Below are 23,288 nucleotides of genomic sequence, written 5' to 3'. Positions count from 1 at the left end.
ACGACACACGAGGGATTGCAGAAATGGCTGCCAAAGACGTCAAGTTTTCCGGAGACGCGCGCGATCGCATGCTGCGCGGCGTCGACATTCTCGCCAACGCCGTCAAGGTGACGCTCGGCCCGAAGGGCCGCAACGTCGTCATCGAGAAGTCGTTCGGCGCGCCCCGCATCACCAAGGACGGCGTCACCGTCGCCAAGGAGATCGAGCTCGAGGACAAGTTCGAGAACATGGGCGCCCAGATGCTGCGCGAGGTCGCCTCCAAGACCAACGACCTCGCCGGTGACGGCACCACCACCGCGACCGTGCTGGCCCAGGCCATCGTGCGCGAAGGCGCCAAGTCGGTTGCCGCCGGCATGAACCCGATGGACCTCAAGCGCGGCATCGACACCGCGGTCGCGGCCGTCATCAAGGACATCGAGAAGCGCGCCAAGCCCGTCGCCGCCTCCTCCGAGGTCGCCCAGGTCGGCACCATCTCGGCCAACGGCGATGCCGCCATCGGCAAGATGATCGCCCAGGCGATGCAGAAGGTCGGCAACGAGGGCGTCATCACCGTCGAGGAGAACAAGTCGCTCGACACCGAGGTCGACATCGTCGAGGGCATGAAGTTCGACCGCGGCTATCTCAGCCCCTACTTCGTCACCAACCCCGAGAAGATGACCGCCGAGCTCGAGGACGCCTACATCCTGCTGCACGAGAAGAAGCTCTCGGGTCTGCAGGCCATGCTGCCGGTGCTGGAAGCCGTGGTGCAGTCGGGCAAGCCGCTCGTCATCATCGCCGAGGACGTCGAGGGCGAGGCACTGGCAACCCTGGTCGTCAACCGCCTCCGCGGCGGCCTCAAGGTTGCCGCCGTCAAGGCGCCGGGCTTCGGCGATCGCCGCAAGGCCATGCTGGAAGACCTCGCGATCCTCACCGGCGGCCAGCTGATCTCCGAGGACCTCGGCATGAAGCTCGAGAACGTCACGGTGAAGATGCTGGGTCGCGCCGGCAAGGTCGTGATCGACAAGGAGAACACCACGATCGTCAAGGGCGCCGGCAAGAAGCCGGACATCGAGGCCCGTGTCGGCCAGATCAAGGCCCAGATCGAGGAAACCACCTCGGACTACGACCGTGAGAAGCTCCAGGAGCGCCTCGCCAAGCTCGCCGGCGGCGTCGCGGTGATCCGCGTCGGCGGCGCCACCGAGATCGAGGTCAAGGAGAAGAAGGACCGCGTCGAGGACGCGCTCAACGCCACCCGCGCCGCGGTGCAGGAAGGCATCGTCCCCGGCGGCGGCGTCGCGCTGCTCCGTGCCAAGAAGGCGGTGGGCCGTCTCACCAACGCCAATCCCGACGTCCAGGCCGGCATCAACATCGTGCTGAAGGCGCTGGAAGCTCCGATCCGCCAGATCGCCGAGAACGCGGGCGTGGAAGGCTCGATCGTCGTCGGCAAGATCCTGGAGAACAAGTCCGAGACCTTCGGCTTCGACGCCCAGAACGAGGACTATGTCGACATGGTCGAGAAGGGCATCATCGACCCCGCCAAGGTGGTGCGCACCGCGCTCCAGGACGCCTCCTCCGTGGCCGGCCTGCTGGTCACCACCGAGGCCATGGTCGCCGAGCTGCCGAAGGAAGCTGCGCCCGCGATGCCGGCCGGCGGCGGCATGGGCGGCTTCTAAGCCTCCGTTCCATTACAGCATTGCGAAGGCCGCCTCCGGGCGGCCTTCTTTTTTGCCGACCCTGCCCCTCCGCTTTCCGATTCAACCGACGGCCGAAACCAACTACGGTGACGCGCCGATTCGAATTGTTTGGGCATGATCCTCTCGGAAAACCGCTTCGCACTTTGCGCTAACGCGGTCCTCCGGGTCCGAATCATCCCCGTTGCGCGAGGATTTCATCGATGCGTGCGCTTCTGGTTTGTTCGACAGCCCTTTTTGCGGCTCTGCTTGCAGCTTCTCCGCATCCCGTTTCCGCCCAGATGAAGCTGTCGCCCAAGACCACGACGCCCAGTGGTCCGGAGACACGCTATTTCACCTCGATCGACGGGCTGATGGACGGCAATGCCGACGTGATCCTGAAGGAGACGCGCCAAGGCAAGACGGTGACGGCAGCGGTGCTCGACGTCTGCTATCCCGTCGCCAAGAATTCCGACCGCAAGGACCGCTTCGTCGTCAATCTCCAGGTCGCGGGCCAGACCCTGACCGGCACCACGCAGAGCGTCGGCGAGAAGGCGCCGGTCAGCGTCAAGCTGCTGCGCAAGCAGGCCGGGGACAGTTTCGAATTCCGCGGCCAGATCAGCATCGGCCAGGTGGTGACCGAGGTGACCTCGTCCGACAATTCCGATCTCAGCGAGAAGGAATTTCAGGACAACCAGACCTCCGACGACGGCATCACGCCGCAGCCGAAGGATTTCACCGACGTCTCGCCGGAAGCGATCGCGGTCAAGGTCAAGCTCGACGCCGCGACCGACTTCCTGAAGAGCCTGAAGGGCCAGGCCGTCGAGGTGACGCTGGCGAGCCTCACCGTCGGCTGCGATGCGCTGCGTGCGGGCGAGCAGACCATCAGCATGTCGGTCGATCCCGAGCGCGCCGGAGCGCTGCTGGCGAAGTTCAAGGCGATGCCGGGCGTCACCGCCGCGGGCTGGACCGCGGGCATGACCGAGATGGACCGCACCATCCGCTTCGCCGCAGCCGACTGGCGCGAGGGCGACAAGATCAGCAAGGACAAGCTCGCGGCCGCTGTTGCGAACGTTTTGAGCCGGACGCTCGCGGCAAAGCCGGCGTCGCAGAGCTTCAACCCCGCCACGGGCAAGCTCAAGCTGGTGTTCAAGCGGCCGAACCCGGATTTCCCCGCACTCGATCTCACCGACACGATCGAGGTTGCGGGGCTCGTCTCGCCCGACAAGCCCGGCACGACCGACAAGCTCATGCTCTGGATCGGCAGCCCCGCGACGACGACCACTGATGAGAGCAGCGGCGCCAAGCTCAATCTCTCCGACGATGCCTCGGTCGACGAGGAAGGCGATCAGCCCGACGACAACGGTTCGATTGAAGCGCTAGCCAAGGAGCTGAAGGGGCAGCGCTGGGACGCCGACAAATCGGCGTGGAAGTAGGCTCTCGTGCCGCGGACGTAGCGCGAAGCGCTACGAGCCGGGGCCCGAAGGCCGCAAGCGAATTTGTCGATAGATTCCTGAGGCTCGGCTCTGCGGCGCATCGCTTTCGCGCTGCGCCTTGTCCGGGACACGGGGAAAACCGCGAGCGGAGCTAATTCCCCGTCGTCCTGAAGCGCAGCGGCTTGGGGCCGATCAGCGTCAGCACGTCGCCCTGGCGCTTCCAGGTCTCGACGCTGCTGAGCGCCGCGACGAGTTCGTCGTCGGCCTGCGCTCTTGCCGGCGGGCAGTTGCGGTCCTGGATCTGGCCGGGGACGAAGATCACGGTGTTGCCGGCGACCGAGAACTGGCCCTTGCCGCCCTTGCACCAGAGCTCCAGCACGACCTCGCCATGGTCGCCGATCTCGATGTTCGGAATTCGCTTCGAGCCTGCTTGCGGCAGCGCTTCCAGCGTCATCTCGGTGCCGAACGGAAAACCGTCCTCGGCACGCGCGACAATGGACATCGCGAGCATTGCAACCGCAGCACACACCAATCGCTTGAGCGAAACCATGAGACCTCTCGACCGACCTGATTTGCGGCACCTTCTATAAGACTGCGGGCTCATTGAGAAGGTTCGCTCGCACGCAAAAATCCCCGCGGAGACACCCGCGGGGATCTGCATCGAAACCGGACGTGGCCTGTTACTTCAGCACCATCGCCGTGAACGGATAGACATAGGCCTGCAACGTCACGAGCACACCGACGAGACAGGCCAGCACGATCGAGTGCCAGAACACGAAGCGCAGGATCGTGCCCTCATGGCCGTACCAGTTGGTGGCCGTGGAGGCGACCACGATCGACTGTGCGTCGATCATCTTGCCCATCACGCCGCCGGAGGAGTTCGCGGCGGCCATCAAGATCGGCGATATGCCGAGCTGTTCGGAGGTGATCTTCTGCAAATTGCCGAACAGGATGTTCGACGACGTATCCGACCCCGTCAGCGCCACGCCAAGCCAGCCGAGCAGCGTGCCGAAGAAGGGATAGAGCACGCCGGTTGCAGCGAAGGCGAGGCCGAGCGTCGCGTCGACACCGGAGAGCCGCGTCAGCGTGCCGATCGCGAGCATCGCCGAGATCGTGATCAGCGAGATCGCGCACAGCCGGATGGTGCGGCCGTACTGGGTGATGAGTTGACCGGGACCGACGCCCATCAGGAAGCCCGAGATGATCGCCGCGATCAGCATGCCGGTGCCGGTGAAGGAGAGGTAGGTGAAGCCGAACACCGCGCTCTCTTTCGTCGGCCCTGGCGCCACCGGCGGCATCTTGTTGATCATCTGGTGCAGCTCGGGAACGGGATAGTTCCAGACGAAGATCGAATTCGCCCAGGTCTTGAAGCCGCCGTTGCCCCAGACCAGCATCACGATACAGACGATGATCCAGGGCAGCAGCGCGCTGAACAGCTCGCTCTGCGTGAGCGGCGTCTTGTCCAGCGGCTTTGCAGTGGCCATGGTGGAGGCCGATTCATCATTGCCGCGGAGCGCAGGGGACAGCCAGAGCTGCTTCGGCTGCCACACCTTCAGGAACAGGATCAGCGCACCCATCGAGATCAGCGACGCTCCGATGTCGACGATCCAGGGGTTGATGTAATTCGAGATCACGAATTGCGGGACCGCGAACGACACGCCGGTGACCAGGATCGCCGGCCAGACGTCCTTCATGCCTTTCCATCCGGCGAAAGCCCATATCACCCAGAACGGCACGATCAGCGAGAAGAACGGCAGCTGCCGTCCAACCATCGCGCCGAGGATGTAGGGATCGAACCCGGTGACCGAGGCAAGACCCTGGATCGGCGTGCCCAGCGCGCCATAGGCGACCGGCGCGGTGTTGGCGATCAGCGACAGGCCAGACGCCGCAAGCGGCGAGAAGCCGAGGCCGATCAGCACGGCACCGGTGATGGCGACCGGCGTGCCGAAGCCGGAGGCGCCCTCGAAGAACGCGCCGAAGGAGAACGCGATCAGGAGCAATTGCAGCCGCCGATCCTCGGTGACGCCGCCGATGGCGCGCTTGAGCAATTCGAAGCGTCCCGTGCTCACCGTCACCTGGTAGAGGAAGATGACGTTGAGCACGATCCAGCCGATCGGGAAGAAGCCGGTGACGATGCCCAGCACCGAGGCCCGGATCGACATGTTCGCCGGCATGGTGAAGACGAAAATCGTGATCAGATTGGCCACGATCACGGCGATGACCGCCGCGATATGCGCCTGGACGCGTCCGCTCGCGATCAGGACCAGCAGCGTGACGACCGGCACCGCCGCGGCAATCGTCGACAGCACAGGGCTGTGCAACGGATCATAGACTTGATTCCACATGGTCTTCCTCCCCACGCATGTTTGTGGCAGACGGCCCGCGTGGAGAGCCGACCTGCTTGACGCTGGAAGCGATAACCCCCGAGCTGGACGCGAATTCCTCGCGAATGCGGCGGTTCCCGTCCCGCTCACAAGCTCGCGAAATCCCGAAGCACCCCACCCCGCGCCGCCGAACCCCATGCTAGGGTTGCGGGCTGCGACAAGACAACGCAAATTGCAGCACTTGCGACTTTAGTCTAAGCGCGCCCATTTCCGCCATTGCCCCAAACCCTTGGCACAGGGCATTTGTGCACCCCCCTCAGGAGACAGAGCTCTGTGAAGAACATCAGCGCCACGCTCGCGATCGTCTGGCGAATCGCGATCCCCTATTTCCGGTCGGAGGACAAATGGGTCGGCCGCGGCCTGCTCGCCGTCGTCGTCGCGATGGAGCTGGTGCTGGTCGCGATCAACGTGCTCCTCAATCAGTGGCAGAACCGGTTCTACAGCGCCCTGCAGGCCTATAACCTGCCCGAATTCGTCAAGGAGGTCTGGATCTTCCTGGGCCTTGCCTTCACCTTCGTCGCACTGGCCGTCTACAAGCTCTATTTGAACCAATGGCTCCAGATCCGCTGGCGACAATGGCTGACGCAACACTATCTCGGCGAATGGCTCGACGGCGCCACGCATTACCGCATGCAGCTCAAGGGCGACGCCGCCGACAATCCGGACCAGCGCATCACCGAGGACGTCAAGAATTTCGTCGAACAGACGCTGGCCATCGGCCTTGGCCTCTTGTCGTCGATCGTGACACTGGCCTCGTTCGTCGTCATCCTCTGGGGCCTGTCCTACAAGGCGCCTTTGTATATTTACGGCACCGATATCCTCGTCCCCGGTTTTCTGGTCTGGTGCGCACTGGCCTACGCGATCGTCGGTACGGCGCTGACGCACTGGATCGGCGCCCCGCTCATCAATCTGAATTTCGAGCAGCAGCGCTTTGAAGCCGACTTCCGCTTCAACCTGATCCGCGTGCGCGAAAATTCCGAGCAGATCGCCCTGTTGAAAGGTGAGCACGCGGAGCGGGGGCGTCTCCTGCACCGCTTCGGCTTCGTCATCGGCAATTGGTACGCGATCATGAGCCGGACCAAGCGCCTGACCGCGTTCACGGCAAGCTACGGCCAGGCTGCGACGATCTTTCCCTATGTGGTGGTGGCGCCGGCCTACTTCGCCAAGCGCATCCAGCTCGGCGACATGATGCAGACCGGCTCGGCGTTCGGCAGCGTGCAGGACGCGCTGTCCTTCTTCGTCACCGCCTATCGCTCGCTCGCAGAGTGGCGCGCGGTGATCGCCCGTCTCGATGGCTTCGAGATGTCGGTCAGCTCCGCCGCCCACGGCGTGGCGAGCGAGCCGACCATCGACGTCGCCCCCTCGAACGGCAAGGCCATCACGCTCGAGCAATTGCTCGTCAGGCTGCCGAACGGCACACCCTTGGTCACAGCCGATGCCTTCACGATCCAGCCGTCGGAGCGGGTGCTGGTGACCGGCCCGTCGGGCTCCGGCAAGTCGACATTGTTCCGGGCCATTGCCGGCGTCTGGCCGTTCGGCACCGGCACGATTGCGATCCCAGAGACGGCGAAGCTGATGATGCTGCCGCAGCGGCCGTATTTCCCGATCGGCCCGCTTGGCGACGCCGTCATCTACCCGGCCGAGCACGGCTCCATCCCGCCCGAGAAGATCCGCGACGCGCTGATTGCCGTCGGCATGCCGCGGCTGGCGGCCCGGCTCGACGAGGACGGTCACTGGAACCGGACATTGTCGCTCGGCGAGCAGCAGCGCCTGGGGCTTGCCCGTGCGCTGCTGCACGTGCCGGACTATCTGTTCCTCGACGAGGCGACTGCCTCGCTGGATGAGCCGTCCGAGGACCGGCTCTATCGGCTGCTGACGGAGAAGCTGCCTCAGGCCACCATCGTCTCGATCGGCCACCGCTCGACGCTGGACGCCTTCCATACCCGCAAGGTGGCCTTGGTGGAGGATGGCGAGGTCCACGTCCTCGGCAAAGCCGGCGAGCCGGCCCGGACGGAGCCGACCACGGCGCGCTGAGGCGCGGCGCAGCGGTGGCCTGTTTCGGGTGTGCTTGGCTCGAACATCCGCTCCCCCATGCTCGTCACGTTCGGGCTGGTCTCGCCTGCCAGGCTTTCGCCTCGCCGAAGGAGCCCCGCAGGCGCGTCAAGCCCGGCCATGATGATGCAGCAGCACCGCGCACGGCACGCGCAACTCCAGCCGTCGCCCTCTCTCCAAAGTGAAAGGGCGGCAGATCGCTCTGCCGCCCTCGTCAACTCGGTTCGGAAAGACCTTACTTCAGGTTGCTCATCGCGGTCAGGTCGACCGACAGCTTGGCGACGCCCGCCGCGCTGCACCAGTTGGAGCCGAACGCAGTGGCCGCATTCGCGCCGCCATTGATCGGCGTCACGAAGCCAGGGCTGGAGTTGGTGGCCGAGAAGTCGCTGGTGAAGGCGTTGCAATCACCCTTCGACAGGTCCGTGTCGTAGTAGCGCAGGTCGAGGGTGAACACCTTGTAGGTGAAGCCGACACCCAGATTCCAGGTGTTGTAGCTCGGCTCCTTGATGCCGTTGGAATACAGGGGGTCACCCGCAATGCCGTAGAAGACGTCGGAGGTGCCGAGCCACTGGCGGCCGAACTCACCCGATACGTACATGCCGATGCCGCTGGCACCAAAGGTCGTGCTCGGCGCAGTCCACTTGGTGGTGATCGAGGCGTAGTTGCCCCAGGCGCCGATGTTGAGGAAGTTCGGCGAGTAATATTCGTTGAAGCCAACGACCCACTGGTCGTTCACGTTGATGGCCAACTTGGCATAGACTTCGTAGAAGCTCGCGTCCTTCTTGGCGAAGTTGCCATTGATCGGAAGGCCGATCGCGCCCTGGGAGTTGTCGAGGCTGGTGCCGCAATTGCCCTGAACAAGGGTGCCCTGCGAGCCGAAGCAGCTTCCGCCCGGATACAGGTAGCCCCAGACGCCGAAGTCAAAGGCAAACATGCCGAAGGTCGGGCGGATACCACCGTAAATATCGACTTCGGCGGCGGCGCGGTTCGGGAAGGAGATGCTCGACGCGGACGTACCGACGTACAGCTGGAGATCCTTGTTGACGTTGTAGCGCGGCTCGAAATAGGCCGAGACCGACGGATTATGGTTCGACTGGGTGATACCGCGGAAGATGTAGTCGTTCGTGATACCGGCGCCGAAGGCGATATCCCAGGGGTCGAAGGCGGGCGGCGGCGGGGCCTTCAGGGCCTTGACCCTCATGTCCGCCGCGAAAGCCGAACCCGTCATCACCATTGCCAGCGCCGTTGCCAACAAAGCCACTTTCTTCATTTCGATCCCCATCACCAGTTCTTACCCAGTCGGATCCCGGAAGCCCCCCGGAGCGAACGACCTGAGTGCAAAATTGCGTTACCGCGACAATGTGGATTGAGGGATGTGGCCCGTGAAGCAAAAATCACGGGCATCTGCCGACTTTTTGGGCGTTTTGACGATTCCACGAAAGGTTGTCGGGCTGTGTGTCTTCTCGATCACATTATTTGCATTCCAAAGTGCACGAAGAGACCGGGCAAGTACGGGGAAGGCAGATAGCGTGACAGCCAAGCTACGAATCAGACTTGCGGGGGGAGAGACGGCTTCCGGAGGTCCTTGCGGCGATGCAAAAAGGCCGCAGCGTCACCGCGGCGGCCTTCCCTGTTGGCGATCGCGCTCGCTGGATGGGACCTAGCTTTGCCCCTCGGCGGGTGCGGCTTCCGCAGAAGACGAAGGCATCGCCCAGCTCGTCTCGGCGGCCGGCTCGGGAGCCGGAGTTGCCGCCGGCGCTGACGGCTTCGGCGCGGGAGCTGCCTTCGCCTTCTTCGGTGCCGCTTTCTTCGCAGCCTTCTTCGGTGCAGCCGGCTTGGCCGCCTTCTTGGCCGCCTTCTTCACAGCCTTCTTCGGCGCGGCCTTCTTCGAAGCTTTCTTGACAGATTTCTTGGCAGATTTTTTGGCAGATTTTTTGGCAGATTTCTTCGCGGACTTCTTGGCTGCCTTCTTCGCGGATTTCTTCGCGGATTTCTTCGCCGCTACAGCCTTCTTGGCCTTTTTGGCCTTCTTGCTTTTTTTCTTCTTCGCTTTCGCCATCGTGGTCCTCCTGTTGTCGACGAACAATGGTCGATCGGGCGTCGTTCCAGCGCCGCCTCCGGACGAAAGCTCAGGCTTGAAAGCTCAAACTTGCGCGTTCAATGCCGGTCGCGACCCGCCCGTAGCCCAATCGAGAAGCTCAATCGTGTGTACGACCGGAACTGACGTGCCACTGGCAATCTGCACCATGCAGCCGATATTGCCCGCGGCAATCATGTCCGGCTTGACGCTCGCGATGTTGGCGACCTTGCGATCGCGCAACCGGCCCGCAAGCTCGGGCTGGAGAATGTTGTAGGTCCCCGCCGAACCGCAACACAAATGGCTCTCCGGTACATCTTTCACCACGAATCCATTCTTGGAAAGCAATTCTTTCGGAAGCGTCGTGATTTTCTGCCCGTGCTGCAACGAACACGCTGAGTGATAGGCGACGACGATGTTGTCCTGTCGCGCAGTCGGCTCGAGTCCGAGGCCGGCGATGTATTCGGTGATGTCCTTGGCGAGCGCGGACACCTTCGCCGCATCAGCGGCGAATGCCTTGTCCTCGCGCAGCAGATAGCCGTAGTCCTTGATCACGGTGCCGCAGCCCGAGGTCGTCACCAGGATCGCGTCGAGCCCCTCGCCGGCCGCTTCCCTTTGCCAGGCCGTGATGTTGGCTCGCGCCCGCGCCAATGCATCCTGATCGTTGCCGAGGTGATGGGTCAGCGCACCGCAGCACTGCTCGTCCCTGACAAGGACAACCTCGATGCCGTGGCGGGTGAGGAGACTGATGGCGGCCTGGTTGATGCGCGGCGCCAGCACCTGCTGGGCGCAACCCTGCAGCAGCGCGACCCGGCCGCGCTTCTTGCCGAGCGCCGCGAACACGCTACCCGGCAGCGCCCCCCGCGGCGGCAGCCGGTTGGGCGCCAGCGCCAGCATCGCCTTGAGACGCTGGATCAGGCCGGGTGTCGCCGAGGGCCGCGGCGTCGGCAGGAACACGGCAAGCGGACGGGCGAGCCGCGCCAGCACCATGCTGATGCGAAAACGCTGCGGGTCCGGCAGGACGAAGGCCAGAACCTGACGCAGCAGCCGCTCGGCCAGGGGCCGCTGATAGCGCTGCTCGATCCTGACCCGGGCCTGGTCGACGAGGTGCATGTAGTTCACCCCTGAGGGGCAGGTCGTCATGCAGGCCAGGCACGACAGGCAACGGTCGACATGCTTGACCACCTCGGCCGTCGGCGCCTGGTCCTTCTCCAGCATCTCCTTGATCAGGTAGATGCGGCCGCGCGGGCTATCGAGCTCGTCGCCGAGCAGCACATAGGTCGGACAGGTCGCGGTGCAGAAGCCGCAATGGACGCAGGCGCGCAGGATCTTGTCGGCTTCCGCGATGTCGGGATCGGCGAGCTGGGCAAGCGAGAATTCGGTCTTCATGCCACGGCGCCTCGGCTCAAGCGGCCCCGGTTGAGAACGGTCTTTGGATCGAAGCTGGCGCGCACCCGCTCGCTCAGGGCGGCAATGCCTGATGCCTGCGGATGGAAGACGTCGACATCGCGCCTGACGTCCTCGGCCGCCCGGATCAGCGTAGCGTGGCCGCCGACGGCATTGGCCCGCATCCGCACCGCCGGTGCATGCGCATCGTCCTTCGGCGGCAGAGCCGCCCAGATCAGCCCGCCGCCCCAATCGTAGATCACGTCGCCCCCCGTCTCCCGCGCCAATAGCGTGCCGATCGCAGCGCCCGAGGCCGGTGGGCAGACGATGCGCCAGACCGGCCAGCCGCCGAGCGCGCCGCCGGCCGCGAACGGCAGCACGTCGCGGACCGTCGCCCACAGCGCGGCAGATGCCGCGTCCTCGATCAGGGTCGCGGTTCCGAACGGCGCCAGCAATTCCCGCAGCGAATCGGCGCGGTGGGCGGCTGAGGCCGTGATGCCCTCGAGCCGCAGCACGGTCAGCGGCTCGCCCTGCCCTGCGAGATCGCCGAGTCCGTCGGTCCCGGCCAGGAACGCCGATTTCGGCAGGTGAGCCGCACCGGAGACGTCGAAGGGCGAGCCGAGCGCCGCGGTCATCGCCTTGTTGGCGACGGCATCATCCAACCCGCGCAGCAGCAGCGTCCGCTCGGCCTCGGGCTTCGGCATCACCTTCAGCGTGACCTCGGTCATGACCGACAGCGTGCCCCAGGAGCCCGCGAGCAGCTTGCAGAGGTCGTAGCCGGTGACGTTCTTCACCACCTTGCCACCGGTCTTGAAGCTGTCGCCGAAGCCGGAGACGGCATGCGCCCCAAGCAGATGGTCGCGCGCCCCGCCCGCCCTGATGCGGCGCGGACCGGCGAGCCCGGCTGCGATCATGCCGCCGATGGTTCCGAGCGCCGGCGTGCCGAGCAGCGGCGCCGTATTCATCGGCTCGAAAGCGAATTGCTGGTTCTTGGCATCGATCAGCGACAGCACATCGGCCAGTGGCGCGCCGGCCTGGAGCGTGACGATCAGCTCGTTGGGCTCGTAGGCGGTGACGGCATTGAGCGCGGAGAGATCGAGCACGGCATTGGTCGCCATCGCGTGGCCAATGCCGCGCTTTGAGCCATGACCGATGATCTCGAGCGGCTGCTCATTGGCAATCGCCGCGCGCACCACCTCTTCGACGTCTTTGGCGTCACGTACCTTGAGCGTATCCACGAGTGAGCCGGTATCCAAGTTGAGAGCGGAAAGCAAATTTGGGGCGTTGCAGCGAAGGCGCTGCGATCGACGCTAGAACCGCGGAATGTCCGGAAACGCCAGCTTTCCGGCATGGACATGCATGCGACCGAGCTCGGCGCATCGGTGCAGGGTCGGAAACACCTTTCCGGGATTGAGCAGACCTTGCGAATCGAAGGCGCATTTCAGCCGCTGCTGCTGGTTGAGGTCTACTTCCGAAAACATCTCCGGCATCAGGTCGCGCTTCTCGATGCCGACGCCGTGCTCGCCGGTGAGCACGCCGCCGAACTCGACGCAGGCGCGCAGGATGTCGGCGCCGAAGGCTTCGGCGCGCTCGATCTCGCCGGGCTTGTTGGCATCGTAGAGGATGAGGGGATGCAGATTGCCGTCGCCGGCATGGAACACGTTGGCGCATCCGAGCTGGTATTTTTCGCCGAGCTCGCGGATGCGAGCCAGCGCCTTCGGCAGCGCCCCGCGGGGAATGGTGCCGTCCATGCAGAGATAGTCCGGCGAGATCCGGCCCACCGCGGGGAACGCGGCCTTGCGGCCGGCCCAGAACAGATTGCGTTCGGCCTCCGAGGTCGAGATCTGGCAGGTGGTCGAGCCGCAGCCGTTCGCAATGGTCTCGACGCGCGTGATCAGCTCGTCGACCTCGATCTTGGGCCCGTCGAGCTCGATGATCAGCAGCGCCTCGACATCGAGCGGATAGCCGGCATGCACGAAAGCTTCAGCGGCGTGGATCGCCGGCTTGTCCATCATCTCCATGCCGCCGGGGATGATGCCGGCGCCGATGATGCGCGCCACGCATTCGCCGGCGGCCTCGACCTCGGCGAAGCCGACCATCAGCGCGCGCGCCGTCTCCGGCTTCTGCAGGATGCGCACCGTGATCTCGGTGATGACGCCGAGCAGGCCTTCGGAGCCGGTGATGACGCCCATCAGATCGTAGCCGGAATTTTCGCACCCCTTGCCGCCAATGCGCAGGATCTCGCCGCTCATCAGCACGATCTCGCAACCGAGTACGTTGTTGGTGGTCATGCCGTATTTGAGGCAGTGCACGCCGCCGGAATTCTCCGCGACATTGCCGCCGATCGAGCAGGCGATCTGCGAGGAGGGATCGGGCGCATAGTAGAAGCCGGCATGCGCGACCGCCTGGCTGATGGCGAGATTGGTGACCCCAGGCTCGGTGACGACGACGCGGTTGTCGAAGTCGATCTCGCGGATGCGCTTGAACTTGCCGAGCCCGAGCAGCACGCCGTCCTCGAGCGGCAGCGCGCCGCCGGATAACGATGTGCCGGAACCGCGCGGCACCACCTTGATGCCTTGCCCTGCACAATATTTCAGGATCAGCGAGATCTGCTCGGTCGTCTCGGGCAGCACCACGACCATCGGCGGCTGTCGATACGCCGTCAGCCCGTCGGACTCATAAGCCCGCATCTCCGCAGGCGCATCGATCACACCCTCGCCGGGCACGATCGCGCGCAACGCAGCAACGATCTCGGCGCGGCGCGCGAGCACGGCCTGGTCGCTCGCAGGCATCATGATGGCCATGTTGAATCCTTCATGATTTATCCTTCCACCTCACGCCGCCCGATTCAATTTGTCTCGGCAAATCAATCACGTCCGCGGGTGTTTGGGTAGGCCATCCGAAAGTCGAATCGACCATCTGCCGCCAGTTCGCTCTGGGACAAGTCGGAAATCGTGAAACCTGTCATGGTTTGGTGGCTTGTCCAAGCCGAGCAGGCCTGCCAAAACCGGCAGGTCGGGCGATTGCCGATCCGGCAAGAGACTGACCAGCCCAGACCCACCAGGGAAGAGACGAAGAGCACCCGATGACAAAACTGATTTTTGGCGCACTGACGATCCTCACCGCGATTGCCACCGCACCCGCCGCGATGGCGCAGGATGTTGCGGCCGGCAAGACGTCGTTCAACAAATGCCTGGCCTGCCACGCGATCGGCGAAGGCGCCAAGAACAAGGTGGGCCCCGAGCTCAACGGTCTCAACGGCCGCAAGTCGGGAACCGCTCCGGACTACAATTATTCGGACGCGAACAAGAATTCCGGCATCACTTGGGACGAAGCCATCTTCAAGGAATACATCAAGGACCCCAAGGCCAAGATCCCCGGGACCAAGATGGCGTTCGCCGGCATCAAGAACGAGAACGAGATCAACAATCTCTGGGCCTATGTGTCGCAGTTCGACAAGGACGGGAAGATCAAGCAGTAAGCACGTAGCGGACAGCCGAAGCAGCTTCGGTTCTGATCGAGTCAGGACCGAAGCTGTCGCTTTTTGGCTTGCGCACATGGCTTCGCGTTCTCGCGGCGTAATTCGCCCAAGCTTTGCTTCATCTTTCACCCTCTAAATCCAAGAGGGCACAGGGAAGGCCGGGTGCCGGCTGGCACCCGCGGTCCGCTGCGCGAAAGGCACGCGCAAAAAGAACCGCACAGCAGCATACAGGTGTCGCCGATCACTCGGCCTTCCCTGCGCAGTGGTCGGACGGCTTATGCCGTGATCTCCCGGGAGCCGACCATTCCTTTTGGCCTCCCTCGCCCCGCGAATTTGGATGATGCAGTCTGCCCGGTTGGGCTCGCTCGCACCTTCGCAAGAGCTTGACCGTGGCAACGACGGCCAGGACCACACGGTTTTGCCGTACGCACGGCCCGCCATGTCGCCGCAGTATTCCCAGGCCCCGTCGACAGAGCCGGAAACTTACGAGCGAGACGAAGCCTAGCAGCGCCGTCGTCCGCACGCGGTTACGGACTCACAGGGACTACCCGCCCTGCCCGCACCTCTCATGCCGACGCTGCCGCGTCCACCGCAACCCCGGCTCGCGAACATGACGACGACACGTCGCCCCTCTTGGGTGAGCCGGGATGGGCGACACATACGCCGAAACCGAATTTCGGTAAAGTGGAATATTTTTGCGCGCGTGGATTGACAGAGGCCGACACAGGCATGGTCCCGTAGCCCGGATGAGCGGAGCGACATCCGGGATACTGCGAAATGCCGGGCGAGCGGTCCCGGATTACGCTTCCGCCTTCGCTCTGCGAGCTACGGCGGAAGCTCCACCGGGGCTACGGGAGCATTCCGCTCTAATCAGCCGCCGCCTGCGCCGGGGCGATTTTCCCGATCATGGTCTCGATTTCCATCTTCACGAGTTCCGGCACGGCGTTCTGCACCATGTGGCCGAGATCGGGCAGCACGATCAGCTTCGCATGCTGCACCATGGCCGCGAACGGGCGCGCGTGGATGTTGGTCTTCACCGTCTTGTCGGGCTCGCCGGCGATGATCGTGACCGGCGCCGAGATCTCGCCGTAGCGCGCGGCTTGCGCCGTCACCGCCTGCTTCAGCGTCACCAGATCATAGGCATTGGCGATGAACTCGCGCGGGCGCAGCAGCAGCGGCGTCGCGGAATCCTGCACGAATCCATCCGGCATCATCTGCGGCAGGAATACGTTGCGCGCACCGGGCTCGGCCAGAAAGTAGCCGAGCGGCAGGGTGACCGTGTAGGCGAGCAGCGGACCGATCACCGGCGTTGCAATGATCTCGTTGTAACGGCCGACGCCGCCGCGCCAGGGATGGGTGACGGGGGCGAGCATGACCAGGCCCGCGACGCGGCCGGGATGATCGAGCGCAATCCGCGCGCCGAGCGCACCGCTCCAGGAATGAACGACGAAGACCGCGCGATCGATTCCGAGCTTGCCCAACGCCTCGTCGATCATCCGCGCCTGGATCTGCGGCGTGGAATCCTGGCGCCGCGCGCGCGTGCTCCAGCCATGGCCGGGACGGTCGACCAGGATGACGCGATGGTCCTTGGCGAGGAGGTCGCCGAGCGGGCGCCGCATCGCTTCGAGATTGGAGCTCGCACCGTGCAGCATCACGATCGGCAAGCCTGCATCGCGCGGGCCGATATCGACGACGTGAAGCGTCGCGCCGTCGACCTCGACCATCCCGCCCTGCGGCGGAAAGGCACGTTGCACGGCGACGATTCCAGCCTGCGTGATCAGCGCCAGCAGAACCAGCGCCGTCACGACTGACATCACGATCATGGAGAGAATCCGGGAGATCCTGGGCACAGGGCAGTTACGGCTCTCGTGGGCAACAGTTTCGCTCCGCCGGCTTTCCGTGCGTCCACAAAAAAGGCTGGGGCTGTGGATATGTGCATAATTGAAGAACGCAAAAGCTCAATGGAATCAACAATATTCCATGAGCACGCGCAAGTCTCGGAACGCTTCATGCAGCCGTCATCGCGGCTTCCTTATAATCGCCACGGTCGGTTCCGCCATCTAGGCGCGGGTGGGCGCCGATCCTCCTCGCAGGCCCCAGGGCAATCTCAGGGGATACGGGAAAGACCGGCAGGATTTGTCCTGATTTGAACCGGAGGATTTTCGATGAGCTTCAGATCGAAAGACACTGCGATCGACGAGATCGTGGCGAGTTGCAACGGCGATCTGCGCGGTGCCGTGCGGGCGCTGCTGCTGATCAACGAGCACCTGGAAACGGAGCTGGCAATGGCTTACGCCGCAGCCATCGATCGCGGCCCGGTCGAACGCGGCGGCAGCGCCCTGCATTGATGACCGGCTAGTTCGTGCCGTCCTCTTCCTTTTCCTCGTCCGGCGTGGGCGCGGGACAGGCGCGGATGGTCGAGCGGGCAAGCTTGGCATCGGCCCTGGACTTGTAGGGACCGTCGCCGAACCAGATATCGCCGATGATCACGGGATTGCTGGTCACGATGTTGCATTTTCCGGTGGCGCGGTTGCCGACCACCCAGAACAGTCCGTCGGCGAAGCTCAACGTCCCCGACGCCAGCAGCAACACACCCGCAAAGATCAAACGCTTCATGGCTTTTGCTCCTGCCATGCAGGTAGGCCTGCGGCGGCGCCGGCAATAGTGCTCACGATGCCGCGCTTCCGATCGTGGTTAATCCGAAGCCGCCGCGTTCACTCAAGACATGATCGAGTTCTAAAGCATGATCCGGAAAAGTGCGCAGCGGTTTTCCGGAAAGATCATGCGCAAACAACAACCTGAAGCGCGATGACGATCCATCCTGATCGCATCGCGCTTTGGGCTAAATATCGCGTCCCTCGACCTTCTCGGTCAGCGATTTGACCTGGTCGGGGATCTTTTCGAGGTGCGGATTGACGGCGAGCGCCTTGCGATAGGCATCGAGCGCGCGCTTCTCGTCGCCGACCTCCTGCATGATCATGCCGAGGCCTGCGAGCGCGCCGAAATGGCGCGGCTCCCGGATCAGCACCTGCTGGATATCGGCGAGCGAACGGCCATAGTCGTTCTGCATGTAGTAGAGCGTGGCGCGCCGGTTCCAGGCCTCGATGTAGTCGGGCCGGAGCTTGATGACGGAATCCAAAAGCTTGATCGCGACATCGATCTTCTTGGCATCGACCGCGGTCTTCGCCCGCGACATCAGCAATGACGCGGTGTCGCTCGGGGTCTGCAGCCAGATCGCCCAGATCCGCGCCTCGACATGCTTGGCGCTGACCTCGTCGGGCGCCGCCTTCAACGCGCCGAACAGGAAATCGAGATTCTTGGTGCGATCGACCTTGGGCAGCTTGGCCGGCGCTTCCGGGAGCTTCTTCTGCTTGCCCGGCGGCGTCGGAGGATCAGCCTGCGCCTGCGCCGGAGCGAGGCCGACTGTTCCCAGCACGAGGGCCAGACAAAAAGTGCGCGCGAAAAGGAATCTCACTGCCATGGTCAAAGTGTAAACGCGTAAAGCCGCCCTTGCAAAGCAAAGGCGGCGTCAAACTCGTGTGAGCAGTGGTCTTCCGGGGCGCGCGAAAGGCCCTCGGCAGGGATATCAGCCCTGACGAGCCTTGAAGCGGCGCTGCACCTTGTTGATCACATAGACCCGGCCCTTGCGGCGGACCAGGCGGTTGGCGCGATGGCGACCGCGCAGCGACTTCAGGGAGTTACGGACCTTCATGGCAGAATCCTGAACGTTCGAAAGGCCGTGTTCGGCACTACCGTTTCGGCACGCGCGAATGTGGCAAAATGAGATTTTCCCGCCGGCGGACGACCGCCCGGGACGGGGCGGTTCTTAAGGCATGGCGGGAGGGGATGTCAATGTTAACTGCCCCGTTCCACCCCGGCAAAATCTCGAAAACAACCCCTGCACCGGAGAAGCGTCCGGATCGGCCCGATTTATCGTCAAGGAAATCGGGGGTCTTTCGACGACGCCTTGCCAAGTTCGTTATATCATATAATCAATTCGGCAACCCGTCGGGAGGAAACCCATGCCGAAGCTGAAGCTGCCTGATATCGACAAAGTCGTTGCCATCGACATCCACACCCATGCCGAGGAGCCCTGCGGCTGCCATCCCGACGACGGCTATGACGATTTCCAGGCGCAGATGGCGGAGTACTTCAAGTCGCCGAACAAGCATCCGCCGACCGTGCCGGAGACCGCGGCCTATTACCGCTCCAAGAACATTGCCGCGGTGATCTTCCCGGTCGATGCCGAGCGCGAGACCGGCTTCCGCCGCTACACCAATTACGAGATGATCGAGGCCGCCTCCGACCATCTGGACGTCCTCATCCCCTTCGTCTCGATCGACCCGCACAAGGGCAAGCTCGGCGCGCGCGAGGCGCGCAAGCTGATCGAGGAATACGGCGTGCGCGGCTTCAAATTCCACCCGACCATGCAGGGCTTCTACGCCAACGACCGCATGGCCTATCCGCTCTACGAAGAGATCAACAATGGCGGCGCGGTCGCGCTGTTCCACACCGGCCAGACCGGTGTCGGCTCGGGCATGCCCGGCGGCATGGGGATGCGGCTGAAATATTCCAACCCGATGTACATGGACGACGTCGCGGCCGATTTCCCCGACCTCAAGATCATCCTCGCCCACCCTTCCTTCCCCTGGCAGGAAGAGGCGCTGTCGGTCGCGACCCACAAGCCGAACGTCTATATCGACCTCTCCGGCTGGTCGCCGAAATATTTCCCGCCGATCCTGGTGCGTTACATCAACTCGATCCTGCAGGACAAGATGCTGTTCGGCTCGGACTGGCCGGTGATCACGCCCGACCGCTGGCTGTCGGACTTCGCCAAGATCGAGATCCGCGACGAGATCCGGCCGAAGGTGCTGAAGGCCAACGCGCGCAAGCTGCTGGGGATCTAATCCAGGCGTGATGAGATCACGTTGATGACTACGACGGAGGCGCACTCCCTCTCCCGCTTGCGGGAGAGGGTCGGGGAGAGGGTGTTTCCGCAAAGGGACAATCGCCAAGAGGAGAAAGCCCTCACCCGGCGCGCGGGACGATGCTTCGCATCGCCCGGACGCGCCGACCTCTCCCTCAAGCGAGAGAGGTGAACGGAGCCTCAGATCTGAGCGAGGCCGCCGTCGACGAAGACTTCGCTGCCCGTCATGAAGCTGCTGTCCGACGACGCCAGGAACGCGGCGACCGCGCCCGTCTCTGACGGGGCTGCCACGCGGCCGAGCGGCGTCGTGCTGCCGAGCGCATCGAAGGCCTCCTCGCCGACGATCTCCAGTGCCAGCTCGGTCTTGGTCGGCCCCGGTGACAGCACATTGACGCGGATGCCGGTGCCGCGCAGGTCCTGCGCCCAGCTCCGCGCCAGATTCCGAACCGCGGCTTTGGTCGCGCTGTAGATGCTGAACTGCGGCGTCCCCATCACCCCCGTGCTCGACCCGGTCAGGATGATCGACGCGCCCTTCGTCATCAGCGGCAGCGCCTTCTGCACGGTGAAGACCAGCCCCTTCACGTTGACGTCGAAGATATGATCGTAATGCTCGACCGTGATCTCGCCGAGCGGCGCGAACAACCCGGTGCCGGCATTGGCGAACAGAATGTCGAGCCCGCCTCGTTCTTTCCGCACCGTCTCGTAGAGCCGGTCGAGGTCGGCCAGATCCGTCACCGAGCCCCTGATGGCTCGCGCCGAAGATCCGAGCTTCGCCACGGCGGCGTCGAGCTGCTCCTGCCGTCGCCCGAAAATGTAGACGAACGCGCCCTCGTCGATGAAGCGCTTCGCCGCTCCAAATCCGATGCCGGTTCCGCCGCCGGTCACGACTGCCGTCTTGCCTTGTAGTCTGCTCATGATGTGCTCCTTCACTGAGGTTGCACTGAGCTGGCGGCGTACACACCTATCGACAAGTATGCACCTTTTGGTAAGTACCCAAAAATGTCAGACACCACTCTCCCGCCTGCACAGGCTCAAACACCGGTCCAGAGCTGCACGCCGACTTTGCCCGGCTTCACCTGCGGCCTGGATGCAACCTTGCGGGTCGTCGCCGGCAAGTGGAAGCCGCTGATCCTGTACTTCGTCGCCCAGGACGGCCCGACCCGCTACGGCGAGCTTCGGCGCGCCATCCGCGACGTCAGCGACAAGGTGCTGATCCAGCAGTTGAAGGAGCTGGAGGCCGATGGGCTCGTGAAGCGGACCGACTACAAGGAAGTGCCGCCGCGGGTGGACTACAGCCTCACCCCGTTGGGCCACAGCCTGGCCCAGGCTCTGGTGCCACTCTGCACGTGGGGCACGGAGCACATGGCCGAGGTCAGCCAAGTGTTCGCAGAGCGGGCGACCTGGACGCGGCGAGGGCGTGAGCCGATTGGCTAGATTGCGCTGCATTTCGTGCGAGGGCTGCTCCGCTCCAGATAGAAGCGCGTTGGCGCAGCCCACCTTGAGTCCGGCTTGGTCCAAATCTGGGCATCAACAGGACGGTGCCACACATGGCGGCTTGTCGGCTGTCATAGTCCGGCAGGTTTTTGCCTTGCGTTGATCGCCGGATCAGCGGACGGCGCGCCAAGTCCGCTCAGGGTGACAAGCCGCCGATCACACTTTCATTGGCAGACTTCCGCTGTGCTTTGGTAAGCTGACGGCTATACGCACTCCCCAAGCGGGGTTCTTGTGACTACGACGATCCCGGAGGACTGGTCGATGCCCATCAACGCCGTCGTCTTCGACGCCTACGGAACGCTCTATGACATCCAATCGGTCGCCGACGTCACAGAGGATGCGTTTCCGGGCTATGGCGAGATCATCACGCAGGTCTGGCGCATCAAGCAGCTCGAATACAGCTGGTTGCGCTCGCTGATGGGACGATACCAGGACTTCGCAGCGGTCACGCGCGACTCGCTCACCTATACGCTGCGCATGTTGGGACTTGCCTACGAGCGCGAGGCATTCGAGCGCGTGATCGAGAAATATCTGCACCTCGAACTCTATCCGGATGCGACAAGCGCGCTTGCAGCCCTGAAGCCGCGAAAACTCGCGATCCTCTCCAACGGCAGCCCGGACATGCTGAATGCACTGGTGCGCAATTCCGGCCTCGACGGCCTGCTCGATGCAACCATCAGCGTCGATGCCAAGAAGATCTTCAAGCCGAGCCCGGCAGCGTATGAGCTGATCGGCGAGGAGCTCGGCACCGCGCCGCATGAGGTTCTGTTCGTGTCCTCCAATCCCTGGGACGCGGCGGGGGCAAAGTCGTTTGGACTGAACGTCGCCTGGATCGAGCGGGTGACGCCAGAAGCCATGGCGCTGGCTTGCCTCGAGAACGAACTCGTGGCACCGCTGACGATGTTCAAGGCGATCCGCACCCAGATGGACGAGCTTGGCTTTGCACCTGACCACCGCGTCCGTTCACTCTCGGAATTGCCTTCACTTGCCGCCCGCCCGTAAGTCCTCGATGAGCCGACCTGAATGAGCCTGGAATCCGTTCGCGCCTTTTTCGCCGAGAAAGCCCCCGACATCTCCGTCATCGAATCCGAGGTCAGTTCGGCCACAGTGCCGCTGGCCGCCGAAGCCTATGGCGTCGAGCCCGGAATGATCGCCAAGACGCTGAGCTTGCGCGTCGGCGAACGCGTGATCCTGATCGTCGCCGCCGGCACCTCGCGGATGGACAACAAGAAGGTCAAGGCGCAGTTCGGCGGCAAGCCGAAGATGCTGGGACTGGAAGAGGTCGCCGACATCACCGGACACGAGGTCGGCGGCGTCTGCCCGTTCGGCCTGAAGTCGCCGCTGCCGGTCTATTGCGACGTCTCGCTGAAAGCGTTCGACGTGGTGGTCCCGGCCGCGGGCTCGACCCACGGCGCGGTGCGCATCACGCCGGACCGGATGGCCGAACTGACCGGCGCCGATTGGGTCGATGTCTGCGAGGTCAGGCCGTAAGGCGGCACCGGATACGATCTCTGGTGCATTTGCCGGTCAGGGAGGCTAGCATGGCGCCGATGACCGACGACAAGGTGAAACGACGACTGACTACCGTGCTGTGCGCCGACGTGTACGGCTATTCGCGTCTGATGGAAGCGGACGAGACAGGAACGCTGGAGACGCTCCGCCGCTACCGCACGGCCATCGCGCGATTGGTCGAGCGCCATGACGGCCGCATCGTCAATACCTGGGGCGATGCCGTCATCGCCGAGTTCGCCAGCGTCGTCGAGGCCGTGCAATGCGCGGTCGAGATCCAGCAGGAAATCGCAAGTCACGCTGCGGACGCGCCGCAGGCGAGCCCGATGCAGTTTCGCATCGGCATCAACCTCGGCGACGTCATGGTGGACGGCACCGACATCTATGGCGACGGGGTCAATATCGCATCGCGGCTGCAAGAGCTCGCCGAGCCCGGCGGCGTCGTGATCTCGAGCTCCGTCTACGATCAGGTGCACAACAAACTGTCCGTTGGCTTCGACTGCCTCGGCCAGCGTCCGATGAAGAATATTGCCCCCCTGACCAGTTATCGGCTGACCCTGGGCGGCCAGACCGCTGTGCCGGGAGGCTTCCCGATCGAGGCGAGTGCAGAGCGCCCGCGCGCTTCGCGGATGGACGACAGGCGCGAGCCGTCGTCGGCGCCGAACATCGTCTCGGATTGGCTCGCAAAGCTGCCCCGCCCGCTTGCCGCGGCCCTCACGGTGTCGGCCTTCCTGATTCTGATCAATCTTTTCACCGGCAGTAAGATCTGGTTCCATTGGCCGGTCGCAGCCATTCTGTTCGGTGTCGTCCTGCGGATGGCGCTCGGACATCGACCTGAATCGAACAGCAGGACGGAGCGCTGAACGAGGCGCACGCCAGCATCGTCGCACCCG

The 23,288-nt window shown here is 63.9% G+C and carries 22 protein-coding genes; 10 read left to right on the top strand and 12 right to left on the bottom strand.

What is annotated here, in order from left to right; translation table 11 throughout:
- Positions 1 to 23 precede the first annotated feature (23 nt).
- Both groL and CIT39_RS05125 read left to right on the top strand, forming a co-directional pair.
- Positions 24 to 1,652: a chaperonin GroEL gene (groL, locus tag CIT39_RS05130; protein ID WP_094973117.1), complete on the top strand. Its 1,629-nt coding sequence runs from the start codon at positions 24 to 26 to the stop codon at positions 1,650 to 1,652.
- A gap of 221 nt (positions 1,653 to 1,873) precedes the next feature.
- Positions 1,874 to 3,085, top strand: a complete 1,212-nt coding sequence (locus tag CIT39_RS05125; protein WP_094973118.1) for a hypothetical protein — start codon at positions 1,874 to 1,876, stop codon at positions 3,083 to 3,085.
- A 151-nt stretch (positions 3,086 to 3,236) separates the two neighbouring features.
- On the opposite strand, the gene CIT39_RS05120 is transcribed toward CIT39_RS05125, so the two are convergent.
- Positions 3,237 to 3,635, bottom strand: coding sequence for an META domain-containing protein (locus tag CIT39_RS05120; RefSeq protein WP_162308353.1), 399 nt, complete (start codon positions 3,633 to 3,635; stop codon positions 3,237 to 3,239).
- A 130-nt stretch (positions 3,636 to 3,765) separates the two neighbouring features.
- On the bottom strand, positions 3,766 to 5,430 hold the full coding sequence (locus tag CIT39_RS05115) for an L-lactate permease (RefSeq protein ID WP_094973120.1): 1,665 nt from the start codon (positions 5,428 to 5,430) through the stop codon (positions 3,766 to 3,768).
- 312 nt (positions 5,431 to 5,742) lie between these two features.
- Between CIT39_RS05115 and CIT39_RS05110 the strand changes: the two genes are divergently transcribed.
- Positions 5,743 to 7,503, top strand: coding sequence for an ABC transporter ATP-binding protein/permease (locus tag CIT39_RS05110; RefSeq protein ID WP_094973121.1), 1,761 nt, complete (start codon positions 5,743 to 5,745; stop codon positions 7,501 to 7,503).
- Positions 7,504 to 7,756: 253 nt separating this feature from the next.
- On the opposite strand, the gene CIT39_RS05105 is transcribed toward CIT39_RS05110, so the two are convergent.
- The 5 genes from CIT39_RS05105 to CIT39_RS05085 form a co-directional block, all read right to left on the bottom strand.
- On the bottom strand, positions 7,757 to 8,791 hold the full coding sequence (locus CIT39_RS05105; protein WP_094973489.1) for a TorF family putative porin: 1,035 nt from the start codon (positions 8,789 to 8,791) through the stop codon (positions 7,757 to 7,759).
- Between the two features lie 390 nt (positions 8,792 to 9,181).
- Positions 9,182 to 9,580 (bottom strand): histone, encoded by a 399-nt coding sequence (locus tag CIT39_RS05100; protein ID WP_094973122.1) that lies wholly within the window; start codon positions 9,578 to 9,580, stop codon positions 9,182 to 9,184.
- Positions 9,581 to 9,664: 84 nt separating this feature from the next.
- Positions 9,665 to 10,987: a glycolate oxidase subunit GlcF gene (glcF, locus tag CIT39_RS05095; RefSeq protein ID WP_094973123.1), complete on the bottom strand. Its 1,323-nt coding sequence runs from the start codon at positions 10,985 to 10,987 to the stop codon at positions 9,665 to 9,667.
- Positions 10,984 to 12,222 (bottom strand): FAD-binding protein, encoded by a 1,239-nt coding sequence (locus tag CIT39_RS05090; RefSeq protein WP_094973490.1) that lies wholly within the window; start codon positions 12,220 to 12,222, stop codon positions 10,984 to 10,986. Before CIT39_RS05090 ends, glcF begins: the two co-directional genes overlap by 4 nt.
- A 72-nt stretch (positions 12,223 to 12,294) precedes the next feature.
- Entirely contained in the window at positions 12,295 to 13,788 is a 1,494-nt protein-coding gene (locus tag CIT39_RS05085) for an FAD-linked oxidase C-terminal domain-containing protein (RefSeq protein WP_094973124.1), read from the bottom strand.
- A 281-nt stretch (positions 13,789 to 14,069) separates the two neighbouring features.
- Here CIT39_RS05085 and cycA point away from each other — a divergent pair, with 281 nt between their 5' ends.
- Entirely contained in the window at positions 14,070 to 14,465 is a 396-nt protein-coding gene (gene cycA / locus CIT39_RS05080) for a cytochrome c-550 CycA (RefSeq protein ID WP_094973125.1), read from the top strand.
- An 866-nt stretch (positions 14,466 to 15,331) separates the two neighbouring features.
- Here the strand turns inward: cycA and CIT39_RS05075 are convergent.
- Positions 15,332 to 16,288, bottom strand: coding sequence for an alpha/beta fold hydrolase (locus CIT39_RS05075; RefSeq protein ID WP_162308352.1), 957 nt, complete (start codon positions 16,286 to 16,288; stop codon positions 15,332 to 15,334).
- 342 nt (positions 16,289 to 16,630) lie between these two features.
- Here CIT39_RS05075 and CIT39_RS05070 point away from each other — a divergent pair, with 342 nt between their 5' ends.
- Positions 16,631 to 16,813 (top strand): hypothetical protein, encoded by a 183-nt coding sequence (locus CIT39_RS05070; protein ID WP_094973127.1) that lies wholly within the window; start codon positions 16,631 to 16,633, stop codon positions 16,811 to 16,813.
- A gap of 7 nt (positions 16,814 to 16,820) precedes the next feature.
- On the opposite strand, the gene CIT39_RS05065 is transcribed toward CIT39_RS05070, so the two are convergent.
- From CIT39_RS05065 to ykgO, 3 genes are all read right to left on the bottom strand, one after another.
- A complete protein-coding gene (locus CIT39_RS05065; protein WP_094973491.1) occupies positions 16,821 to 17,081 on the bottom strand; it encodes a hypothetical protein in 261 nt (86 codons plus the stop codon).
- A gap of 226 nt (positions 17,082 to 17,307) precedes the next feature.
- The gene (locus CIT39_RS05060; RefSeq protein ID WP_094973128.1) at positions 17,308 to 17,946 is read right to left on the bottom strand and encodes a tetratricopeptide repeat protein; all 639 of its coding nucleotides are present in this window, start codon (positions 17,944 to 17,946) and stop codon (positions 17,308 to 17,310) included.
- Positions 17,947 to 18,051: 105 nt separating this feature from the next.
- Positions 18,052 to 18,177 carry a type B 50S ribosomal protein L36 gene (gene ykgO / locus CIT39_RS05055; protein WP_006611362.1) on the bottom strand — a complete coding sequence of 42 codons (126 nt, stop codon included), beginning with the start codon at positions 18,175 to 18,177 and terminating at the stop codon, positions 18,052 to 18,054.
- Positions 18,178 to 18,487: 310 nt separating this feature from the next.
- On the opposite strand from ykgO, the gene CIT39_RS05050 reads away from it, so the two are divergent.
- Positions 18,488 to 19,372: an amidohydrolase family protein gene (locus CIT39_RS05050; RefSeq protein ID WP_094973129.1), complete on the top strand. Its 885-nt coding sequence runs from the start codon at positions 18,488 to 18,490 to the stop codon at positions 19,370 to 19,372.
- 200 nt (positions 19,373 to 19,572) lie between these two features.
- Here the strand turns inward: CIT39_RS05050 and CIT39_RS05045 are convergent, their stop codons facing one another.
- On the bottom strand, positions 19,573 to 20,307 hold the full coding sequence (locus CIT39_RS05045; RefSeq protein ID WP_162308351.1) for an SDR family NAD(P)-dependent oxidoreductase: 735 nt from the start codon (positions 20,305 to 20,307) through the stop codon (positions 19,573 to 19,575).
- A 147-nt stretch (positions 20,308 to 20,454) separates the two neighbouring features.
- On the opposite strand from CIT39_RS05045, the gene CIT39_RS05040 reads away from it, so the two are divergent.
- From CIT39_RS05040 to CIT39_RS05025, 4 genes are all read left to right on the top strand, one after another.
- The gene (locus tag CIT39_RS05040) at positions 20,455 to 20,826 is read left to right on the top strand and encodes a winged helix-turn-helix transcriptional regulator (protein ID WP_181955160.1); all 372 of its coding nucleotides are present in this window, start codon (positions 20,455 to 20,457) and stop codon (positions 20,824 to 20,826) included.
- Positions 20,827 to 21,147: 321 nt separating this feature from the next.
- The gene (locus CIT39_RS05035; protein ID WP_094973132.1) at positions 21,148 to 21,888 is read left to right on the top strand and encodes a haloacid dehalogenase type II; all 741 of its coding nucleotides are present in this window, start codon (positions 21,148 to 21,150) and stop codon (positions 21,886 to 21,888) included.
- 21 nt (positions 21,889 to 21,909) lie between these two features.
- Positions 21,910 to 22,377: a YbaK/EbsC family protein gene (locus tag CIT39_RS05030; RefSeq protein ID WP_094973133.1), complete on the top strand. Its 468-nt coding sequence runs from the start codon at positions 21,910 to 21,912 to the stop codon at positions 22,375 to 22,377.
- 59 nt (positions 22,378 to 22,436) lie between these two features.
- Positions 22,437 to 23,258 (top strand): adenylate/guanylate cyclase domain-containing protein, encoded by an 822-nt coding sequence (locus CIT39_RS05025; RefSeq protein WP_094973492.1) that lies wholly within the window; start codon positions 22,437 to 22,439, stop codon positions 23,256 to 23,258.
- Positions 23,259 to 23,288: the final 30 nt, after the last annotated feature.

The organism is Bradyrhizobium symbiodeficiens (genome assembly GCF_002266465.3).
In the GTDB taxonomy this organism is placed as follows: Bacteria; Pseudomonadota; Alphaproteobacteria; order Rhizobiales; family Xanthobacteraceae; genus Bradyrhizobium; species Bradyrhizobium symbiodeficiens.
This window is presented reverse-complemented; position numbering and strand designations above follow the sequence as displayed.

Coding starts and splice junctions, on each gene's coding strand:
- groL (WP_094973117.1), top strand. CDS start 24: ATGGCTGCCAAAGACGTCAAGTTTTCCGGAGACGCGCGCGATCGCATG.
- CIT39_RS05125 (WP_094973118.1), top strand. CDS start 1,874: ATGCGTGCGCTTCTGGTTTGTTCGACAGCCCTTTTTGCGGCTCTGCTT.
- CIT39_RS05120 (WP_162308353.1), bottom strand. CDS start 3,635: ATGGTTTCGCTCAAGCGATTGGTGTGTGCTGCGGTTGCAATGCTCGCG.
- CIT39_RS05115 (WP_094973120.1), bottom strand. CDS start 5,430: ATGTGGAATCAAGTCTATGATCCGTTGCACAGCCCTGTGCTGTCGACG.
- CIT39_RS05105 (WP_094973489.1), bottom strand. CDS start 8,791: ATGAAGAAAGTGGCTTTGTTGGCAACGGCGCTGGCAATGGTGATGACG.
- CIT39_RS05100 (WP_094973122.1), bottom strand. CDS start 9,580: ATGGCGAAAGCGAAGAAGAAAAAAAGCAAGAAGGCCAAAAAGGCCAAG.
- glcF (WP_094973123.1), bottom strand. CDS start 10,987: ATGAAGACCGAATTCTCGCTTGCCCAGCTCGCCGATCCCGACATCGCG.
- CIT39_RS05085 (WP_094973124.1), bottom strand. CDS start 13,788: ATGGCCATCATGATGCCTGCGAGCGACCAGGCCGTGCTCGCGCGCCGC.
- cycA (WP_094973125.1), top strand. CDS start 14,070: ATGACAAAACTGATTTTTGGCGCACTGACGATCCTCACCGCGATTGCC.
- CIT39_RS05075 (WP_162308352.1), bottom strand. CDS start 16,288: ATGATCGTGATGTCAGTCGTGACGGCGCTGGTTCTGCTGGCGCTGATC.
- CIT39_RS05070 (WP_094973127.1), top strand. CDS start 16,631: ATGAGCTTCAGATCGAAAGACACTGCGATCGACGAGATCGTGGCGAGT.
- CIT39_RS05065 (WP_094973491.1), bottom strand. CDS start 17,081: ATGAAGCGTTTGATCTTTGCGGGTGTGTTGCTGCTGGCGTCGGGGACG.
- CIT39_RS05060 (WP_094973128.1), bottom strand. CDS start 17,946: ATGGCAGTGAGATTCCTTTTCGCGCGCACTTTTTGTCTGGCCCTCGTG.
- ykgO (WP_006611362.1), bottom strand. CDS start 18,177: ATGAAGGTCCGTAACTCCCTGAAGTCGCTGCGCGGTCGCCATCGCGCC.
- CIT39_RS05050 (WP_094973129.1), top strand. CDS start 18,488: ATGCCGAAGCTGAAGCTGCCTGATATCGACAAAGTCGTTGCCATCGAC.
- CIT39_RS05045 (WP_162308351.1), bottom strand. CDS start 20,307: ATGAGCAGACTACAAGGCAAGACGGCAGTCGTGACCGGCGGCGGAACC.
- CIT39_RS05035 (WP_094973132.1), top strand. CDS start 21,148: ATGCCCATCAACGCCGTCGTCTTCGACGCCTACGGAACGCTCTATGAC.
- CIT39_RS05030 (WP_094973133.1), top strand. CDS start 21,910: ATGAGCCTGGAATCCGTTCGCGCCTTTTTCGCCGAGAAAGCCCCCGAC.
- CIT39_RS05025 (WP_094973492.1), top strand. CDS start 22,437: ATGACCGACGACAAGGTGAAACGACGACTGACTACCGTGCTGTGCGCC.